Genomic DNA, 18932 nt, shown 5'->3' on the forward strand with positions numbered 1-18932 from the left:
TTTTTAAATTACAATATTATATTGTCGTTTCATGAGTTCTAGCTTTTTGCGGCAATAGATAAATACCCCCAGATATTAAAGTTAAGGCGACAGAAACCCAAAAGGCAATCACAGAGGGAGTTTTCCACCCTTCACCCAGAGGCGCAATCAAAAGTGCGATCGCAACTATTTGACTAACAGTTTTGAGTTTACCCCAAATATTTGCCCCCGTAATCGTCGTTTGATTCACCCGCCAACCAGCGATCGCTAATTCTCGCGCTAAAATCAAAAACACTCCCCAAGCTGGCACTTTTCCTAGTTCAATAAAAACCAGTAACGGCGCAAGTACCAGAAGTTTATCCACTAAGGGATCAAGAAACTTACCCAATTCACTAATTTGGTTGAGTTTTCGCGCCAAATAGCCGTCTAACCAATCAGTCAATGCAGCAATGAGAAAAATCGCCAAACATATCCACTGAGCTTGAGGTGTGGGATTATATAAACCGTAAAGCAGAAATGGTATCCCCAATAGACGAGAGAAGGTAATCCAGTTGGGTATGGTCATAGGGAATTCAAAAATCAAACTTCAAAATTAACAACTGTAAAACAACAAGCAGCCAAGCAAATATGCAAAATCTATGCAGATTAGTGTATCTGAGTGTGGCTGCGTGGGAAAATCTGTTTTCTGTAGCTCTCTTAAAACAATACTATGACTGAACACACAGACTCTCAATTCCGCATCGAACGCGATTCGATGGGCGATCGTCAAATTGCTAGTAGCGTTTATTACGGCATTCAAACGCTACGGGCTATCGAAAACTTCCCTATTAGCGGCATCAAGCCTTTAGCTACCTACGTAGATGCTGGATTAATCATTAAAAAAGCTACAGCAATTGTGAATGGAGAACTAAATTGCATTCCCCAAGATATTAGTCAGGCGATTATCCAAGCAACTGATGAAATCTTGGCTGGGAAGTTCCGGGATCAATTTGTCGTGGATGTTTATCAGGCGGGTGCTGGAACATCCCACCACATGAATATCAACGAAGTTTTGGCAAATCGCGCCTTAGAAATTATTGGTGAAGAAAAGGGCAATTACAAACGTGTTAGTCCCAATGACCACGTTAACTATGGGCAGTCTACCAATGATGTGATTCCTACCGCAATTCGCATTGGTGGATTATTGGCATTATCCAAGACATTACACCCAGCAATAGATGGTGCGATCGCATCTTTAGAAAACAAAGCTGTAGAATTTCAAGATATCGTCAAATCTGGCAGAACCCACTTACAAGACGCAGTACCCGTGCGTTTGGGTGAGAATTTTCGGGCTTGGGCGCAAATCCTTACAGAACATCAAAATAGGATTTACACCGCCTCTGGAGATTTGATGGTGCTGGGTTTGGGAGGTAGTGCAGCCGGAACGGGGTTAAATACTCATCCTTTGTATCGCGCCCGTGTGGTAGAAGTTCTCTCAGAATTGATTGATACTCCTTTAGAACCTGCACCCCATCTTATGGCAGCCATGCAAAGTATGGCCCCATTTGTAAATGTTTCCGGTGCTTTACGCAACTTAGCGCAAGATTTAGTCAAAATATCTCACGATTTGCGGCTAATGGATTCGGGGCCAAAAACAGGCTTGAAAGAAATTCAACTGCCTCCAGTGCAACCCGGTTCTTCGATTATGCCAGGGAAATATAACCCAGTCATGGCAGAGATGACATCAATGGTGTGTTTTCAGGTGATGGGTTACGACAGTGCGATCGCATTAGCCGCACAAGCCGGACAATTAGAATTAAATGTGATGATGCCACTAATTGCCTATAACTTGATTCACAGTATCGAAATTCTGGGTAATACTATCGGCGCACTCACCGAACGCTGCATCCAGGGAATTACTGCGAACCAAGAACGTTGTTTAGCTTATGCCGAAGGTAGTTTAGCTTTAGTAACTGCACTAAATACCCATATTGGTTATTTAAATGCCGCAGCTGTCGCCAAAGAATCTTTAGAAACTGGTAAATCTTTACGGCAGATTGTTTTAGAACGCGGATTGATGAGTGAAGCAGATTTAGCTACAGTGTTAAATCTAGAACAAATGAGTGGTATCTTACCGCTCAGAACAGAATAATAGATTATGGGGCATGGGAAAGAGGCAGAGGGGCAGGGTGCGGGGGGCAGAGGGGAAAACTTCTCTCCCTTGCTCCTTGCTCCCTTGCTTCTCCCCTATCTCCCCCACTCCCCACTCCCCACTCCCCATTTAATCTATGCAGACTCAAAAACCATCTGTTAGTCTTATTCGGGCTACATCTTACGAACGAGAGGCTTTACGAGAATCCTTAGTGATTCTCCTGGAACCTTTTGGAGGTATGGCAGGGTTTGTGAAAAAAGGCGATCGCGTCTTACTCAAACCGAATTTACTTACAGGTACGCGTCCTGGTAAAGAGTGTATCACCCGTGCTGAACTAGTTTACGAAGTTGCCCAGATGGTAATTGAAGTTGGCGGTAAGCCATTTTTGGGCGATAGTCCTGCTTTTGGCAGTGCCAGAGGCGTAGCAGTAGCAAACGGCTATCTGCCGATTTTAGAAGAACTCAATCTTCCCATCATTGATTTTCACGGTCAGCGTTACCAAACTATTAGTGACAATTTTAACCATCTGCGGCTGTCTAAAGAAGCAATGGAAGCAGATGTAGTGATTAACTTACCTAAAGTGAAATCACACATGCAGTTGACATTAACACTGGGCGTAAAAAACTTATTTGGTTGCGTTCCCGGCAAAATGAAAGCTTGGTGGCACATGGAAGCAGGAAAAGATGCGAATAGATTTGGTGAAATGTTAGTAGAAACTGCCAGGGCAATTAACCCTAACTTAACCATATTAGATGGCATCATCGGTCATGAAGGAAATGGTCCCAGTAATGGTGAACCTCGCCAACTGGGAATTTTAGCGGCCGCATCAGATATATTTGCCTTAGATCGGGCAATGATAGAAATCCTCAATGTTCCTCCTGAACAAGTGCCCACAGTTGCAGCTTCCCAAAGGCTAGGAGTTTGTCCAGAACTAGCTGACATAGAGTTTCCGCATTTAAATCCTGACTTATTAAAAATAGAAGATTGGCGGCTACCAGACAAGTTAATGCCCATCGATTTTGGTATGCCCCGCGTCATTAAGTCTACGTTTAAGCATCTTTATACCCGATTTATCAAGGAACCAATGAGTGTTTATGGAAGGGAGTAGTACCGCAAGGCGGAAGGCAGAAGTCAAAAGTCAAAAGAATTATATTCCAAGCTTTTGCGCCATTTGAAATGGTGAACCAGCGCTGCGGGAGGGTTTCCCTCCGCAGGCGACTGGTGAACCCGTTCGCGTAGCGTCTCCGATAGGAGAAGGGTATGTTTATTTCCGCGCCCACTGTACTAAGGAAATGAAGGAGACAAGGGGAGAATAAACCCATACCTAATCCCTACTCCCGGCTCCCCAATTTAATGCAAACTTCGTTACAGCAATTTGATTTATTAGCAGAGTAATCTGTAATTACCCTCCGATTGCTTATCCAGACCGCCCTATGATAGTTAGTGGCGGTTTTTTTAGCTGATTAATTTGTTATCCAAAATACTTATACGGATTTAGAATCTGGAAATTGGGATTGGGTATTTTGTTCAGACATGAGCAAAGTTTGGCGATAACTCCTACACCTCTACGCCACCTTTTACAATATTTTTAAATCTACCTATATATAGATTGACAAAATTGCTGTGATATCAAAAAGCTTTAAAATTTAAATTATAAAATATCTGTTTAGTGGTATCACTGAATCCATACTGCACACGCAGTTTATGCATCTGTATTTATTCCGTAGCTATCCTTGGTTACAAAATTATTCCTATCCATTTCTTGTCTAGCGTCAAATCTTTTTGTGTATAACTACTGTATAACAATCAAAAGCACTAAATATTTATCAGTGCAATTGCTGTTTTGTGTCCTGTATCACAAATTAGCAATTACAGTAAAATGACCTTATCAAAGGCGTTTTAAGATGTTATAATGATGAAGTATCAGACAAATATGTTTTGCTAATTAATCTTTAAACAGCGAAAAAATGTAATTTATGATGCTGTCAACATTGGCTTTGCGTATGCGAACCATTACACCATACAGGGAAACATCTGAAAATATTAATTACAAAATAAAACATGATTTGTTTACTTGTAACTTTGTATTAAGGACTCCATGTATAAAAAGGCTTTTATGACAGTTAGAGAATTGGTTTAGATTGTAGGATTCTACACATTCTACAGTTTAAAAATAGCTAATATAGCAATTAACACTCTCAATCAGAGAGTAGACCTACACAGCATTACGAAGAACTTCAATTTTGTATGAATTCAAATAGCCAGTCTGCCAATACCGACACATATTCCCAACGTTTGGCAGACATTGTGGGAACTGCGATCGCTCTGTTAACTCTCATTTTACCCGTATTTGTTATCGGCCACTATTCTTCAACTGATGTTCCAAATAACCAGCAGCCCCTGGTTCAAAATTTTAAAGGAAGTCAAGATTGATAAAGCTTTCCAGTAGCATTTCACCAGCAGAAAAGCTACAAAAAAGGAGAAAACTGATTTTGAGACAATCTCTCTAGATTTGGATGTATTTCATCAAGAATAAGCTGAAATCTTTATTGTGTGACTCCAGATTTCAGTTGTCTTGACAGAGTAGGGGCAGAAATAAATCCCTCCAACAGCAATTAAGGATGGTAGAAAATAATACCCTCTTGGAAAAAGCGTTGTGAAGTTTCTTCACAACGCTTTTTCCATTTCAATTAGGAGTGGCAGAGATGAGGGAAATGAGGGAAGCATGGGAGGCAGGGGAGGATGAGGGAGCAGGGGGAGCAGGGGAGGATCAGGGAGAAATCAATTCAAAATTCAAAATTAAAGAACTTCTGCCTCCTCTTTCCCAATGCTTTATCTTGTGAAATGAAAATGAATACGTTGGGAAGAGATCCATATTGCCCTAAAATTCTACACGGGGAGCGAAGCTGACTGAGTGCCCCCATGAGCCATTGTTATCAGAGGAGTTTTTTGTGGACTTATCTCGTATTCCTGCCCAACCGAAACCTGGTCTAATCAACGTTCTGATTGAAATTACTGGCAAAAGTAAAAATAAATATGAATACGACAAGGAATTAGAAGCTTTTGCTTTAGACCGAGTACTTTATTCCTCGGTACAATATCCTTATGACTATGGCTTTGTACCCAATACTTTGGCAGATGATGGCGATCCCCTTGATGGTATGGTCATAATTGATGAGCCAACCTTTCCAGGCTGTGTGATTGCCGCACGACCCATTGGCTTTTTGGAGATGATTGACGGTGGCGATCGCGATGAAAAAATCCTTTGTGTTCCTGACAAAGATCCGCGCTACACTCAGGTCAAATCCCTGAATGACCTAGCGCCACACCGCTTAGATGAAATTGCCGAATTTTTCCGTAGTTATAAAAATTTGGAAAAAAAGGTGACTGAAATTCTCGGTTGGCAAGATGTGGACAAAGTTGCAGCTTTAGTAGAAAAATCCGTCAAAGCTTATAGAGGATAATAGAAGAGTTAGAGAGTTAGAAAGTTAGGAGTTAAGAGTTAAGAATTATGAGTTAAGAGTTATAAATTTTTATTTCTAACTCCTCACTCCTAACTCCTCACTTTTATAACTTTCGCTTGTTACAGATTTTAAAATCTGCCACCAACCCCAAACTCAAATGCAGCGCACTCTCCTTTTGGCAAAAATTCATAACTGCACCCTTACGGGAGCGAATATCAACTATGTGGGTAGTATCAGCATTGATGAAATGCTTTTAGAAAAAGCTGGCATCTTACCCTATGAGCAGGTGCAAGTAGTTAATAATGCCAACGGTCAGCGCTTTATTACTTATGCGATCCCGGCTCCAGCCGATTCAGGAATAATTGAGCTAAATGGAGGTGCGGCACGTCTAGGCATTATTGGCGATCGCTTGATTATAATGACTTACGGGCAGTTCACTCCAGAAGAGTTAAAAAGTTACTCTCCTACGGTAGTTATTGTGGACGAAAAAAACAGGCTGTTAGAAGTGCGGCACTATGATGATCTGCTCAGTAAGGTCTAATTTCAAGGAAAATGTCAAATTTTGAGTTGTCGGATTCCCAGAGCTACGTACCTGAAAAGTCATCTACCCTGCCGAGTAGCCCAGCAGGTGAATTTATCGTGCAATTCTGGGGTGTAAGAGGTTTGATTCCCACTCCAAGTAGCAATACCAGTCGTTATGGTGGTAATACTGCTTGTGTAGAAATGCATGTAGCTGGGAAACGCTTGATTTTTGATGGCGGTACTGGCTTACGCATACTGGGTAAAACTTGGCAAGAAATGCAACAGCCACTAGAAGCCCATTTATTTTTTACCAACTGCCAATCAAATAGAATTCAAGGGTTTCCTTTTTTTGCTCCAGCATTTATTGGGGAAAATTGCTTCCATATTTACGGCACAGCTGCATCAAATGGAGCCTCAATCAAACAATGTCTCTACGATCAGATGCTCCAGCCACACTTTCCTTACCCTTTACAGGTAATGCAGTCGGAATTGCAGTTTTACAATCTCACTCCAGACAGTGACGTTAAGCTAGATGATGTCATCATTACAACTGCATTGATTAATCAAACTCAGAGGTCAGTTGGCTACCGAGTTACTTGGCAAGATTATAGTGTTGCCTACGTCACGGATTTGCACCAGAATGCCGATCAAGTGGAGCGAGAGCGGATTTTACAGTTCATTCAAGGTGTTGACTTGCTGATTGCCAATGCAACTTACACTCCGCCTACATCTCACAACCATGACTCTGCTGATTTGCTTTGGCAAGCTGCGGTGAATGCGGCTCTGAATGCTGGCGTTAAACGGCTAGCCATTTCTCATCATCACCCAGATGACCATGATGATTTTCTTGATCAGGTTCAAGTCGATGTTAAATCTGCCTTTCCTGAAGGAATACTAGCCCGTGAAGGTCTAGTTTTAATTGTTGCTAAATGATTAAATGATTTTTACGACTTGTTGGCATTTTGAATCGGTGGTAGAGCGATGCTTACGGGGGTAAGCTATGCACAAGCACTGACTTGTCAGTTTGCTTCTCTGCCGAGATAATGTGATCTGGTGTGTCCTTAACAAATTTCTATACAAATAAATTTCGGTATCAGTCAGCCCAAGATGTTATTGCAGGATTAGACCAGATAGACTATAAGGTTGCTATACAAAATGTACAAAGGGCACAGCATTGCTGTGCCCCTACTATTCCACACTATTAAAATCGGCTATATTGCAATACGGTTCAGTTAAGCCAGAAAAATAAATTTGCGTAGGTTGGGTTGAGGAACGAAACCCAACATTTTCGGGCATTTGTTGGGTTGAACGAAGTGAAACCCAACCTACAATTATCCTTAACTGAACCGTATTGGGCTATATTGCCCTTTTAAGAAGAAGCATTTTGCAACTCGGCTGTGCGGACTGAAAGCTGCTGTGTCTGATTACCTCGTTGGACTTTCACCTGTAATACTTGACCAAGACGACTGTCTTCCACAACGTTCTGCAATTGTTCAGCACTGGTAATAGCTTTACCATCAACTTGAAGAATTACATCCCCGCGCCGGATACCCGCAGATGCAGCTGGAGAATTGGGGACAACTCGCATTACAAAAACACCATTAATTTCTGGTATCTGAATAGGAGAATTGGGATCGGTGTTATTTTGCTTGGCAAGATCGGGTGTCAAAGTTAGCATTTGCACGCCTAAATAGGGATGAGCAACTTTCCCATCACGTTGCAATTGTGTGGCGATCGCTTTAGCTTTATCAATAGGAATCGCAAACCCAATACCCATCGCATCAGGACGAATGGCTGTGTTAATGCCAATCACTTCACCTTGGCCATTCAATAGTGGCCCGCCAGAGTTACCAGGGTTAATGGCAGCGTCTGTTTGAATGAAATCCAAGCGTTTATCGCTAATGCCGACTTGGGCGCTGGAACGTTTGAGGGTACTGACAATTCCCAAGGTAACGGTGTTATCAAATCCCAAAGGATTACCAACTGCTATCGCCCAGTCTCCTACTTGGACATTACTAGAAGAACCCAAGGGCGCGACTGGTAAATCGCTACCAGCATTAATTTTGACTACTGCCAAATCTGTGACTTCATCAATACCTTGAACTTTCCCTTCAAAGCTGCGACCATCTTTGAGCCGGACTGTTACTTTATCAGCCTTATCGACCACATGAGCATTAGTTAGAACTAACCCGCTCTTGTCAAGAATGAAACCTGAGCCTACACCGCGTAACTGCTCAGAAGGGATCTGTTGAGGGGAACCTTCACCAAAAAACCGGCGGAAAAAGGGGTCTTCCATAAATGGATCAACGCGACGAGTAATTGTGCGCTCAGTATCAATCCTGACAACTGCTGCGCCAACACGATTCACTGCTGCTGTGACAAAACTAGTGCTACCGATCGCAGCAGTGCCTGGTGATTGCCGTTGGGCAATCAGTTGTGAACTATCTCCAGCAGTTACTATGGGTGCTGGTTCGGCTTGGGAGGGCAACACTTGCAATGTGCTAACGGTTAGCAGAACTCCTAGCGCGATCGCTAAAATATGAGTACTGAGTTGGCGTAAAGACCTGGGTAATTTGAGAAATCGCATAATCACAACCTGATTTATAAGCTTAATTGTTGCTTAGTCGTGACAAATCTATTTACAGTTATTTTTACTTCAGGTTTCGCCTGCTCTCCCCAATGATGGGGTTAGAGCATTTTGCGAACTACCTATAATCAAGTTAATGGAAAATTTAACCCAAAAGCTATTATGGACATTTACCCTTTACAAGTTCGGTTTTTACCCATCAATAAAACTTTTGGATTGCAAATGAGACAGGCTTACTCTCTGTTTTAATGGTGAATTATAGATGAACTAACTTTTGAATAAAATTTCATTCCGATTAGCTGCGCCTAGCTGGGGTAAAGAGTTGATGGCTGAGTGGGGAGTGAGGGCAACAGGAACGGTTAGAGGTAGTTGTAATTGTTTTACAACACTTTGCAACAACTGGTCTTGTCCAGTCCGCAAACCCCAGACATTTGTCCCCCGGTTGATAATAGCAAACCAAACCAAACCGCGATCGCGTGTGGGCATTACTCCCGCTAAAGCGCTCACATCCCGGAGGGTACCAGTTTTAATCACAGTCGCAAGGGGAATGTGTCTGGCGTGTAGTGTCCCCCGGTGATCAAATCCAGACATGGGGAACAAGTCAGCCAGATTCAGTTGATGGGCTGCTGCTTCCCCTTGAATAGCCATTAACATGGCACAAGCAGCCCTAGGAGAAATGCGATTTTCCGGCCCTAATCCAGAACCATTGATTAACTGAATTTCTACTTGTGGCACTCTCGCAAGGTGAGCAGCAGTTGATTGTACTACAGCTGCTCCTCCCACTGAGTCTGCCAGCATCTCTGCCATATCGTTATTACTGTAAACATTCATTTCCTTGATTAGTTGTTTCAAGGGCAATGAGCGATGACGCAGTAACAAAGTTTGTCGAGGGTTTGGTTGCGCCTCAAATTTCACTGCACCAGCAATGACAACTTGAGGCTTGGGCGTTCCCTTGGGCATGATTGAGTGTGTATAAATAGCGGGGCGGCCCCAACTCGCACGATTTAGTGTTTGCTTGAGCATCATACCTGCTAGCATCGGCTGACGTTGGAAATTCATGGCAAAATTGCCAGTAATGAGCAAATTTCCCTTTACCTGCTTAATGCCCATTTTATTGAGAGTATTACCAAGAGCGATCGCTTCTTCCCAAACAAACATCGGATCGCCATTACCAGTAATTACCAAATCGCCTTGTACAACGCCATTTACCACTGGCCCAGTGGCACTGATTAAGGTATCAAATTGGTAGTCTGGCCCCCAGGTTTTCAAAGCAACTAATGAAGTAGCAATTTTGGTTAAAGAGGCAGCTGGCAGAGGTGTTGTACCTTGGTGATTTGCCATCAGCATCGGCCCCGACTGCATCCAAATTCCCTGACTCTGGGCCAGATTTTGCGCTATCAGTTTCGATGTTATTAGCTGTTTCAGATATTCCTGCACCGTAGTAGCCCCAGTTGGATTAGGATCAGGCGCAAGAACTAAGCCAGGGCTACTTTGCCAAGTCAAAGCGTCTAAGGCATCTAGAGGTTTGATTTGTACCCCGGCCATCTCTAGCCAGAGCGACACCAAACCTGAACCCAATAATTCCAGCATATTTTATTCCTCTGTTAAGATGTGACACAGTGTTTACTGTGCTAATATACAAGCTTTTTTACAAGAATCAGCATTGAGTCATGATAACTGCTGTTTTTCTCATCTGTAAGTAGGGTGAATCATATTGTTTTCGCGGCTTCTTTGACAATGCCAAAATGCCCATTCTTGATGAAGATAGCCACATGGAATAAAAAATCTCTAGCTGAGGCAATGATATGAATTAGTTATAAGAAAACTTTATGGACAGGTATGAAGCGATCGCATCTCATAAAAATAATTCAGAAAAAGATAATTCGTAATTCGTAATTGAATTAGTTAAGGATTTATACCCCGACTAATAAAGCAGCAATTCTAGAATATAATACGGGACTCAAACCCTAAAATTACGTTAAGCACAAAGGAGTCCGTGTACTCGTTACAGAGAAGCAAGCTACGCTTTTAGTGTCTGTCTGCGACACGCTGCGCGAACGTAGAGAGCGTCATTACAAACTACGAATTACGAATTAGTTAATATTTACTTTCTTTCTGGATGCGCTGCATCCTCTGGTAAAGGAGTACCCATCCGGTTAATTGTGGCAATCATCTGATACAAGCGTCCCAAGTCGCGTTGATTAAAGTACAAAATGAGTCGGGGTAGTTCAACAGTTTCATCTTGTGCTTCTTGAGGTAATGCCTGACTTTTTTCAATCCGTCCTTGAATAATAATGTCGCTGAAATTAGCATTGAGTTGCTCTACCTGAGCGTCTGATATATCTGTCTTCAGACGGATGACTAACTTCCCACCTACATATCGGCAGGAATGATAAACTTGGTAAAAACGCGTAATAGCGTCGCAAGCCACATCCACGTTATCTGTCACTGTGTAAAGACTGGGGTCTTCAGGACTGACAAGACCATTTTGCACTAGTTGCTTATCAACATATTCGCTCCAAGACCGCCAGTAATCACCACCAGGGCGATCAATTAAAACTAGAGGTACAGGGCCAAATTTGCCAGTTTGGCTTAATGTCATGCATTCAAAAGCTTCATCTTGAGTACCAAAGCCTCCCGGAAACAAGGCTACAGCATCACTTTCTTTCAGGAGAAACAGCTTGCGGGTAAAGAAATATTTGAAGTGAACTAGCTTAGGATCACCTTCTATAAACGGGTTCGCTTCCTGTTCAAAGGGTAACTGAATGTTTAATCCAAAAGAATTTTCTCGCCCAGCCCCTTCGTGACCCGCCTGCATGATTCCACCGCCACCGCCGGTCATCACCATAAATCCTAGTTGAGAAACAGCGCGAGCAAACTCAAGCGCCATTTGGTAATCTGGCGTATCTGGCGCTAGACGAGCAGAACCAAAGATGGTGACTTTGCGAACGTGTCGGTAATCATAGAAAAGCTGAAAACCGCGTTCCATATCTGCTAATGCAGCCGACAAGATTTTCCAATCGAGACGTTCAATTTCGGTATCAGCTAGACGAACAATAGTAGCAAGTGCTTGCTGAATAAATTGCCGATTTTTTAATGTCGGTAAGCGAACGATCAATTCAGCGATATCCGCCTGTAAAGACTCTAATGTGTCAAAAGACGCAGATGAGGTCATGAGAACTGCTGCAACAATGGCACTATATTTTACGTGAACTACTCACACTCTAGCAAGCGGGAACAGGCTTCTGATGTACACTTAGCATACTCAGAACTGATTTTGAGGTAGTATTGGTCATTACTCAAGCTGAGATCGCCATCTTTTGAGATTAGAACTCGGAAACTCGGGTTCGGAACTTGAAAGTTGGTGTTCGGAACTCGGAAGTTGGTGTTCGGAACTCGGAAGTTGCTGTTTAAAACTTGGGTTTTACTGTTAGCTAACCCCGTCATCTCAATTTAACCCCAGTTCTTCCTTCAACGCCTCCGGCACATTAACTGCTGTCTCTAATCCCCGCACACCATCCCACTGCTGCTTTTTACCCCAGGTCATCTTTTCCATATTGGCATCGCTGAGGTCAGCACCACCGAGAATGGCATAACTTAGGTTACTGTGGCTGAGATCCGCACCATTGAGGATAGCACCACTGAGGTTACTGCCACTGAGGTTAGCATTGTTAAGGTTGGCATAACTGAAGTCTGTACCGAAAAGGATAGCGTCGGTGAGGTCGGCACCACTGAGGTCGGCTTCGCTAAGAATCACCCCACTGAGGTCGGCTTCGTTGAGGATTACCCGGCTCAGGTCTACACCACTGAGGTCTGCTCCTAAGAACATTGCACCGTTGAGTCTGGCGTCGTTAAGCTTGGCGCCGTTAAGTTTGGCATAGCTGAGGTCAGCAGCGATGAGGATAGCATCACTAAGGTTGGTACTGAAAAGAATTGTGTCGCTAAGGTTAGTACCGTTAAGGATGGCGTGACTCAAATCAGCACCACTGAGGTCGGCACGACAGAGGTCAGCATGGTTAAGGTTGGTACTGCGGAGGTTGGCTTCACTCAGATTCGCACCGAAAAGGATAGCGTTACTTAGGTCGGCATGGCTAAAGTTAGTGCTGCTGAGGTCGGCGCGGTTGAGGTCGGCGCGGCTGAGGTCGGCGCGGTTGAGGTTGGTGCTGCTAAGGTCGGCGCGGTTGAGGTCGGCGCGGCTAAGGTTGGCACAAATAAGGTTTGCACCACTAAGGTTAGTGCTACTGAGGTCGGCACCAGTCAGGTTTGCACCGCTAAGGTTGGCACCACTCAGGTTGGCATCGCCGAGGTTAGCACCGCTAAGGTTAGCACCACTAAAGTTTACGCCAGTTAAGTTGGCATCGCCAAGATAAGCAAGGCTGAGGTCAGCACCCCTAAAGTCTGCCCCAGTCAGGTTGGCATCGCCCAGGTAAGCACCCTTAAAGTTGCCGCCTCTGAGAAATTGCCCGACTATACTGCTAAAATTGCCGATTTCCAGGGCATCGCTATAGTTGATGACCCGGAGCAGTTGGGATGTGAAAAAATTGTCTGTGTCTGGTTGAGCAGATGGATAGAAGGTGATTTTTTGTTTGAGTTGATCTCGCTCTTGGGCGTAGCGGTGTAACTCTAACAGTAAAATTAGTACGTTTAGCCCTGTATATATGTCAACCTGTCTCAGCCCGATCGCAATATTTTGCGCCGCTAGCTTTAACATTGTTTTCTGAGGTAGGTTATCATCTGGTGTCCTATCGATAAATTCTCCCTGACACCAGCGATGATAAAAATCTTCTAGCCGCCAAAAAAGCAGTTCTGGGCGAATTTTTTGACCAACAACTAATTCCATCAGTTGGTTGACTATTTCTGGTTTTAACGCTCCATTGCCCAGTAAATCATAAATCTCTTCATGCATCTGGCGATCGCACACTCTAAAGCAGAACGCAGAAGGTAGTGTGTCTGATGTCCCATCGCCGATCTTATAAGTCAAACCACTCTTTGATATTGTCCATTTTTCTAAGCTTTCTTGCAATCTTTGAGACCATAAATCTTCCTGTAAATTATCTTGAGCAAATTTAACACTTTTATAAGGTTCTTTAATACTTTTTCCTAGAGGTAAAACTGCTTCGGTTTTTACAGATGTGGTCTTTGGCATCTCTTCTAACCTTATATCCCTCACATAATTTCTCAGCAGTTGCCAAACTTGAGATAAATATGTTGACATTTCTGTGTCCGTTGTTACATTTAAATTACTGTTTTGAGAATTCTGAATTAAAAATTTCTTTATGCTAGTTTCCTTGCCATTGCCAAAAATTAATAGTATCAATAAATACTACACGAAAAATCTCATGGGTTGACGATATCTCCGATGGGTTACACCAAGTTCGTGGTGTTCCTGGAGGGCGGCTTCTCGCTAACCCGTCGTAACCTCAAGCTTCTCCTCTTGATAAAATAAAGTGTGCTCAGAAAAAATCTTTCAAAAATCAAGTAATTTTCCGCCTTTAGCTAATTTGCTATGCTTTTTTCCCACAATATTTACTAGTCTGATGTAAAAATAATATTTACTGTTTGTGAGAGTTGCAATTGTTAGAAAAAATCCCACTGTATAACAGCGTGAACATTGCGGAAAAATGGCAACTAAAATTGAAGTATAACTTTACTTCTTGATCTAAAGCATCTAAGAGAACCGGCAAAAAGCAGCCTATATAGCTTTGCAAAAGTTAAAAATTAACTACGAAATAACTATCGGGGATACAGGGGATGAAGAACAGATTAACTTTTTATATAATTTTGTTACATAGTTTGTTTTTAGGAATAGCAACGGCTAGTGCTAAGTCACCGTCTGTTAACATTGATACATTGTCAGCCAACCAGAAGGCTGTGAGGGTTGTAGAAGCCGTAGTTACAGCTAAAAGTGGAGAGAAATCCAATAGTCAGTTAACAAGAGAAACTTCTTCAACTAAAACCTCAACTTTATCGCTAAATAATATCAATATTCCTCAAGAAAAGAAGCTACCGTCAGGGCAAGTTTGGGTGGTTAACCAGAATAAATACGCACAGCCTCAACCGTTTATTTGGGTAGTAAAAGACCTTAAAAAAGCAGGACAGCAACCATTCTTGCAAGTTGCAAAACCCGCAGAAAAGCCTAAACCTAGCAAAACACCAGCAAAGGATGATTTAGAGCCATTTGATGAAGTTATCAAAGATACCCAAAAGTCAGGGGGATTGTTTACTTTATATCGTAATAAAGAAAAGAATAAAATTTATTTAGAAATTAAGCCAGAGCAACTCAATAAAAATTACCTAGCTACAGCAACCCTAGAATCGGGTATTGGCGAACGGGGTATTTACAGTGGTATGCCTCTGCAAGATTTTTTGTTTTATTTCCAACGGGTAGATGATAAATTAAACTTTGTGATCCGCAATGTTAATTTTCGCACTCGTGAGGGAGATCCGCAGGCGCGATCGCTAACTCGGTCTTTTAGTGATTCTGTTCTCTACAGCATTTCTCTTAAAAGTATTCATCCAGAACGCAAAACTCTTCTTATCGACTTAGGAGATTTGCTACTGACAGATTTAGGTGGATTATCTGCAAGTTTAGGAGTCCCAGCAACCACAGACCAATCTTATTTTGGTACTGCTAAAGCTTTTCCCCAAAACTTAGAAATTGAGTCAGTTTTAAATTTTTCTGGTGACGGTAAGGGTGACAGTGAAGCGGCAAGCTTTGCGTCGTTAGCTGATAACCGTGGTTATACCTTGCGCGTCCACTACAGTCTTTCCCAACTACCTGATAAAGATTATCGCCCGCGCCTTGCTGACGATCGCATCGGTTATTTCATCACCGCCTACCAAGATTTATCGAAAGACGATCGCGGCGATTCTTTTGTCCGCTATATCAATCGCTGGCATTTGGAAAAACAAGACCCGAAAGCAGCTATTTCTCCACCCAAAAAACCGATTGTCTTTTGGATTGATAACGCTGTGCCTGTAGAGTACCGCGATGCTATGAAAGAAGGCGTTTTAATGTGGAACAAAGCCTTTCTCAAAGCTGGATTCAAGGATGCAATTGAAGTCCGCCAAATGCCGGATGATGCCACATGGGACCCAGGAGATATTCGCTACAACACGATTCGCTGGATCAACACAGTCGATGGTTACTTTGCACTGGGACCATCTCGCGTTAACCCATTGACTGGAGAAATTTTGGATGCAGATATTCTCGTAGATGCTAGCTTTGTGCGGGCACTTAAGGGTGAATATCGTAAAATCGTCCAACCTAGCCAAACTGGAAATCGGACTACTCTATCAGCTTTGATGCAAAATCGTCTACTTTGCGCCAATGGTTTAGATGCAAAAAACAATAATGTGCCCCAGCAGAGGCAAACACAACAAGGCGTATTAAGCCGTTTATCGAAAATGGCAGGCGAGTACGATTTATGCTATGGGATGGAAGCTGCTAACCAGTTCGCCTTTGGTTCGCTGGCAATGTCACTGCTACCGGATACCATGGCCACTCCAGACCAGGTGAAAGAATATATCAATCAATATTTACGTTTAATCATCGCTCACGAAGTTGGACATACTCTTGGTTTACGCCATAACTTCCGTGGTAGTACACTGCTAGCACCAAACGAGATGAATAATACGGAAATTACCAAAACCAAAGGTCTGACGACTTCGGTGATGGACTATATTCCCCCCAATATTGCTCCTCAAGGTACAAAGCAGGGAGATTATTTTCCTAGTATGGTGGGACTTTATGATGAATGGGCGATTAAGTATGGCTACATGCCAATTCAAACATCAACTCCCATAGCAGAAAAGCCAATTTTGGAAGAAATTGCTGCACAATCTTATAAGCCAGAGTTGAGTTATTCCACAGATGAAGATATGTATGACCTTGACCCAACTGTTGATGCTTGGGATAACAGTGGCAATGTCCTGCTTTATTCCCAGTGGCAATTGAATAATTCGCGGGTGATGTGGGAACGTCTCGATAAGCGTTACCCAATGGCTGGTGATAGTTACAGCGATGTAAGTGAACGTTTTAGCACAGTATTGGGTAACTATTTTCAGCAAATATATTACACCACAAAATACATTGGTGGACAGTCTTTCTATCGCATCCACCCCAGCGAAATACCCTCTGGAGTTAGCCAACAACGATTACCATTTGAACCAGTACCAGTTGAACAACAACGACAGGCTTTAGAAACGCTGCAAAAATATTTATTTGCAGAAGATGCTCTCAGCTTTTCACCAGAACTACTGAATAAATTAGCACCTTCCCGTTGGCGGCATTGGGGTAGTACTCCGCAAGTTGGTCGTTTGGATTTTCCAATTCATGACTTGGTGCTGTTCATGCAAGGTTCTGTGTTGCGGGATTTACTCTCAGGCGATCGCCTCTCTCGCCTCAAGGATATTGAACTGAAAACGAAGCCAGGAAATGCACTGAGTCTACCGGAACTATTTGACACTTTGCAATCAGATATCTGGACAGAAGTAATCAAACCAAAAGGTCAACCAATGAAGATTGCCAGTTTGCGGCGAGGCTTGCAACGGCAATACCTGGATATTTTGACTGGTATGGTGTTGCGAAAAGAATATGTCCCAGAAGATGCCCGGACTCTGGCATGGTATAAATTAAAACAATTAGATGAGAAACTCAAGGGGGTTAATTCCGAGGATGAATACACCAAAGCGCACTTGTTAGAAACGCGCGATCGGATCGAGAAAGTCTTAAATGCGCCGTTGCAAGCGAATTAAAAAAATTGTAGAGACGCGATTAATCGCGTCTCTTTAACAAAAAATATATTTAGAATGCCCATAGAGGCTGAGAAAACAGTTTATGTCAGCTAAAGATAAATTTCACAACATTGTGAAATCGGCATTACAAAAGGACGGGTGGCGAATTACTCATGACCCTTTGCTAATTCGCATAGAAAATATTACCGATATGTACATTCATTTGGGAGCAGAAAGAATTATTGCAGCAGAAAGAGAGGGACAAATAATCGCGGTTGAAGTTAAAAGTTTCATCGGTACTTCAACTATTTCGGAGTTTCATACTGCGGTGGGACAGTTTATTAATTATCGATATGCTTTAGAAGAAATAGGTTCTGAGCGAGTTTTGTATTTAGCAGTGCCAATCAATACTTATAACGATTTTTTAAATAAACCATTTATTAAAACTATTATCCAGCGCAGTCAAATCAATCTGATAGTTTATGATGTGGAAACGGAGGAAATTATCCGATGGCAGATTTAGATAAATATCGAGAGTGGATTCGGCAATTACTTACAGAATATGCTCAACGTGTCTCCTCTAATAATGAAATTGAAGCTCAAACAATTTTTGACGGAGAACAAGACCATTACCAATTGATATATATTGGTTGGCAAAATAGACATAGGGTTTTTGGCCCTGTGATGCATTTTGATATCAAAAACGGCAAAATTTGGATTCAGTGGAATGGTACAGAAGAGGATGTTGGTGAGCAATTAGTGGCGATGGGAGTAGCAAAACAAGATATTGTCGTTGGATTTCACCCGCCTTATATCCGGCAGTATACAGATTATGCTGTGGGATAAAGACTAAACTTCGTAATAGGCTACAGCATAAGTGAGGTACAAAACGCAGGAATTAAAATCAGAATATACAGAGTTTCTGCCTCCTGCCTGCTGCCTCAAAACCTATAGCTTTGTACTTCATGCAAATCAAAACTGCTGTATCTTGAGTTGATGTGGCAGGATATCGAGGCAGCGCTTGCCAAGTTAGATAAAATTCGTAATCACAGCCAAAGAAATTGAAGTTAGTTATAGCAATCATTACCTCAGGATAAAAACTATGTGGAGCTTAATTATATTTTTACTGATTGTACTGGGCTTCATCGCTCTCATCAAAGGTGCTACTTCATCTGGTAGAAACAGTTCCCGTAAAAGTCGTAGAAGCAATGGTAACTCTTTTATTAACAGCGACAGTAGTTGGTATGTTGGTAATACTGGAGGAAATGATTCCAGTAATAGCTATGACTCCAGCAGTAGCAGTAGCAATGATTCTGGCAGCAGCAGTAGCTGTGACTCCAGCAGTAGCAGTAGCAATGATTCTGGCAGCAGCAGTAGCTGTGATTCTGGCAGCAGCAGTAGCTTTTAGTTAGGTAACAGCTAGTAAGAGAGCGGGTAAGATTGGAGGGTGGCCCCTCCGCACTTCCCTAAGAACCGTGCATGTGGTTTGAGACTATTTTCTGGGTGTTTTTTG

Annotated in this window: 16 protein-coding genes and 2 pseudogenes; 11 read left to right on the forward strand and 7 right to left on the reverse strand. The window is 42.5% G+C overall.

Annotation, left to right across the window (positions count from 1 at the left end; genetic code table 11):
* Positions 1 to 16: 16 nt before the first annotated feature.
* A complete protein-coding gene (gene pgsA / locus LC608_RS20380) occupies positions 17 to 544 on the reverse strand; it encodes a CDP-diacylglycerol--glycerol-3-phosphate 3-phosphatidyltransferase (protein ID WP_229555248.1) in 528 nt (175 codons plus the stop codon).
* 144 nt (positions 545 to 688) lie between these two features.
* Here pgsA and LC608_RS20385 point away from each other — a divergent pair, with 144 nt between their 5' ends.
* The 6 genes from LC608_RS20385 to LC608_RS20410 all read left to right on the forward strand — a co-directional run bounded on the left by LC608_RS20385 (position 689) and on the right by LC608_RS20410 (position 7029).
* Positions 689 to 2110, forward strand: coding sequence for an aspartate ammonia-lyase (locus LC608_RS20385; RefSeq protein ID WP_229555249.1), 1422 nt, complete (start codon positions 689 to 691; stop codon positions 2108 to 2110).
* 136 nt (positions 2111 to 2246) lie between these two features.
* The gene (locus tag LC608_RS20390) at positions 2247 to 3218 is read left to right on the forward strand and encodes a DUF362 domain-containing protein (protein ID WP_229555250.1); all 972 of its coding nucleotides are present in this window, start codon (positions 2247 to 2249) and stop codon (positions 3216 to 3218) included.
* Positions 3219 to 4357: 1139 nt separating this feature from the next.
* Positions 4358 to 4543: a hypothetical protein gene (locus LC608_RS20395; RefSeq protein ID WP_229555251.1), complete on the forward strand. Its 186-nt coding sequence runs from the start codon at positions 4358 to 4360 to the stop codon at positions 4541 to 4543.
* Positions 4544 to 5061: 518 nt separating this feature from the next.
* Positions 5062 to 5574, forward strand: coding sequence for an inorganic diphosphatase (locus tag LC608_RS20400; RefSeq protein ID WP_100901064.1), 513 nt, complete (start codon positions 5062 to 5064; stop codon positions 5572 to 5574).
* Between the two features lie 157 nt (positions 5575 to 5731).
* Positions 5732 to 6115, forward strand: coding sequence for an aspartate 1-decarboxylase (gene panD, locus LC608_RS20405; protein WP_229555252.1), 384 nt, complete (start codon positions 5732 to 5734; stop codon positions 6113 to 6115).
* Positions 6116 to 6126: 11 nt separating this feature from the next.
* Positions 6127 to 7029, forward strand: coding sequence for an MBL fold metallo-hydrolase (locus tag LC608_RS20410; protein WP_229555253.1), 903 nt, complete (start codon positions 6127 to 6129; stop codon positions 7027 to 7029).
* A 436-nt stretch (positions 7030 to 7465) separates the two neighbouring features.
* Here the strand turns inward: LC608_RS20410 and LC608_RS20415 are convergent, their stop codons facing one another.
* The 5 genes and pseudogenes from LC608_RS20415 to LC608_RS37605 all read right to left on the reverse strand — a co-directional run.
* Complete coding sequence (locus LC608_RS20415) at positions 7466 to 8683, reverse strand: HhoA/HhoB/HtrA family serine endopeptidase (protein ID WP_229555254.1); 1218 nt, start codon at positions 8681 to 8683, stop codon at positions 7466 to 7468.
* A gap of 267 nt (positions 8684 to 8950) precedes the next feature.
* Positions 8951 to 10273: a D-alanyl-D-alanine carboxypeptidase gene (locus LC608_RS20420; RefSeq protein WP_229555255.1), complete on the reverse strand. Its 1323-nt coding sequence runs from the start codon at positions 10271 to 10273 to the stop codon at positions 8951 to 8953.
* Between the two features lie 514 nt (positions 10274 to 10787).
* A complete protein-coding gene (locus LC608_RS20425; protein WP_229555256.1) occupies positions 10788 to 11858 on the reverse strand; it encodes an LOG family protein in 1071 nt (356 codons plus the stop codon).
* A gap of 38 nt (positions 11859 to 11896) precedes the next feature.
* The gene (locus LC608_RS20430) at positions 11897 to 12130 is read right to left on the reverse strand and encodes a hypothetical protein (RefSeq protein WP_229555257.1); all 234 of its coding nucleotides are present in this window, start codon (positions 12128 to 12130) and stop codon (positions 11897 to 11899) included.
* Between the two features lies 1 nt (position 12131).
* Positions 12132 to 12911: pseudogene (locus LC608_RS37605) on the reverse strand (pentapeptide repeat-containing protein); the annotation flags it as partial.
* On the opposite strand from LC608_RS37605, the gene LC608_RS37610 reads away from it, so the two are divergent.
* Positions 12835 to 13053 (forward strand): hypothetical protein, encoded by a 219-nt coding sequence (locus tag LC608_RS37610; RefSeq protein WP_374108418.1) that lies wholly within the window; start codon positions 12835 to 12837, stop codon positions 13051 to 13053. The pseudogene LC608_RS37605 and the gene LC608_RS37610 sit on opposite strands and share 77 nt — an antisense overlap.
* On the opposite strand, the pseudogene LC608_RS37615 reads toward LC608_RS37610, so the two are convergent.
* A pseudogene (locus LC608_RS37615) lies at positions 12951 to 13898 on the reverse strand (pentapeptide repeat-containing protein); the annotation flags it as partial. The gene LC608_RS37610 and the pseudogene LC608_RS37615 overlap by 103 nt on opposite strands.
* Positions 13899 to 14434: 536 nt before the next feature.
* Here LC608_RS37615 and LC608_RS20440 point away from each other — a divergent pair.
* The 4 genes from LC608_RS20440 to LC608_RS20455 all read left to right on the forward strand — a co-directional run bounded on the left by LC608_RS20440 (position 14435) and on the right by LC608_RS20455 (position 18831).
* The gene (locus LC608_RS20440; protein WP_229555259.1) at positions 14435 to 17440 is read left to right on the forward strand and encodes a zinc-dependent metalloprotease; all 3006 of its coding nucleotides are present in this window, start codon (positions 14435 to 14437) and stop codon (positions 17438 to 17440) included.
* Between the two features lie 82 nt (positions 17441 to 17522).
* Positions 17523 to 17942 (forward strand): XisH family protein, encoded by a 420-nt coding sequence (locus tag LC608_RS20445; protein WP_229555260.1) that lies wholly within the window; start codon positions 17523 to 17525, stop codon positions 17940 to 17942.
* The gene (locus LC608_RS20450; RefSeq protein ID WP_229555261.1) at positions 17930 to 18265 is read left to right on the forward strand and encodes a XisI protein; all 336 of its coding nucleotides are present in this window, start codon (positions 17930 to 17932) and stop codon (positions 18263 to 18265) included. The genes LC608_RS20445 and LC608_RS20450 overlap by 13 nt, the downstream gene beginning before the upstream one ends.
* Before the next feature lie 314 nt (positions 18266 to 18579).
* Complete coding sequence (locus LC608_RS20455) at positions 18580 to 18831, forward strand: hypothetical protein (RefSeq protein WP_229555262.1); 252 nt, start codon at positions 18580 to 18582, stop codon at positions 18829 to 18831.
* Positions 18832 to 18932 lie beyond the last annotated feature (101 nt).

The sequence above is a fragment of the Nostoc sp. XA010 genome, assembly GCF_020829625.1.
GTDB lineage: Bacteria > Cyanobacteriota > Cyanobacteriia > Cyanobacteriales > Nostocaceae > Nostoc.